The sequence below is a fragment of the Vibrio fujianensis genome (assembly GCF_002749895.1).
GTDB lineage: Bacteria > Pseudomonadota > Gammaproteobacteria > Enterobacterales > Vibrionaceae > Vibrio > Vibrio fujianensis.
In genome coordinates, this window is sequence record NZ_NBUS01000040.1 from 252,106 (window position 1) to 253,544 (window position 1,439).

General features: G+C 41.1%; 2 protein-coding genes. Both read left to right on the plus strand.

Going from position 1 to position 1,439, the window contains the following annotated elements:
- A partial coding sequence (locus B7C60_RS18220) for a hypothetical protein (RefSeq protein ID WP_245868813.1) occupies window positions 1–99 on the plus strand: 99 nt, incomplete at its 5' end.
- Between the two features lie 273 nt (window positions 100–372).
- Window positions 373–1,439, plus strand: a 1,067-nt coding sequence (locus B7C60_RS07000; RefSeq protein ID WP_245868778.1) for a YjgN family protein, incomplete at its 3' end; no start/stop codon positions are given.

Below are 1,439 nucleotides of genomic sequence, written 5' to 3' on the forward strand. Positions count from 1 at the left end.
TGTACTTATGTCGGTGCGGCAAAGCTTAAAGAGCTAACCAAACGCACGACATTTATTCGTGTGTTGGAACAGGAAAATAATGTATTTGGTAAAGAGTGATCGTCATATCATGGTTTATCAATAACAAAGGGCCGCTTTTGCGGCTCTTTGTATGTTGACCTTGTGAGTTGGTTGGCGGGGTTCATTCACTCGATTCACATTATATCGCTAATTTTTATCCGATTGATTGCTGATTAATTAACGTCAGCGATTAATTCATTAACGCTTATCACAGCATGATTCTGTGGAGAACGGTTAAAATAAGCCGTTTTATAAAAACTAATAGTGGATGACTCAAAAGTCGAATTCACGATCACGTCAGGAAAAGTAGAAATGAACACGAAACAGCGGAAGAATCCGATTCAATTTAAAGGGCAAGGTGGGGAGTTTTTTGGTATTTGGATCGTTAACATACTGCTGTCGATTATTACGTTAGGGATTTATTCTGCGTGGGCTAAAGTGAGAACGAAGCGTTATTTTTACGGTAATACATTTATCTCAGGTGACAACTTTGAATACCACGCAACTCCCATGCAATTACTAAAAGGGCGCTTAGTTGCGCTTGTTATTTTATTAGTATGGGTCGTTTCAAATTCGGTTTTTCCACCGCTATCTATTGTTTTGCTGGTTTTGTTTTATCTGGCTTTGCCTTGGCTACTTTGGAGTCATGCACGTTTTGATTCAGCGATGACGAGTTACCGTAACGTGCGTTTTGCTTTTAATGGGTCATTGAAAGGTGCTTATAGGTCGATACTTGGCCGTGGGATGCTCTCTCTCTTAGCGATCGTGGTTTATATTGTGCTCATGATCATTTCTGCCAATACGTTACCTGTGGTGGCGGTTGTATTAGGTTTGGGGCTGATTTTAGTGATGGTGGTTTTGTACGCATGGCTAGTCGCTGGTATTCATCAGTATTTTGCATCAGGCTATCAATACGGTGACTGGACGTTTTCTGCGCAAATTGAAACTCGCTTCTTTTTGAAGACTTACTTGAAAGCAATATTACTGGGGGGCTTAACTTCGGTGGCGTTTATGATTGTTATGGGCATTGTGGTACTTAGCATCAAGATGACATATCCGTTTACCGATGAGCTGGCTATGGGGGAAGGATACTGGTTGTTTGCTTATATCATGTTACCTTATGTCTTTATCATTGCTATGTCTCTCATGATTAGCGCTTATACGACCACTCGAGTACGCAACTATGTATTCTCTAAGCTTGGTGCCAATTTAGATAGTGATCCAGAAACGCAATTTAATTTTGTTTCTACATTTAGCGTGTGGGATTACATGGTGTTGGTGATCAGTAACTTCTTTTTGCAAGTGTTCACGGTTGGTTTAGCTCGTCCTTGGGTGATGGTGCGTACCACGCGTTATGTGGCGCACAATACCGCAGTGAT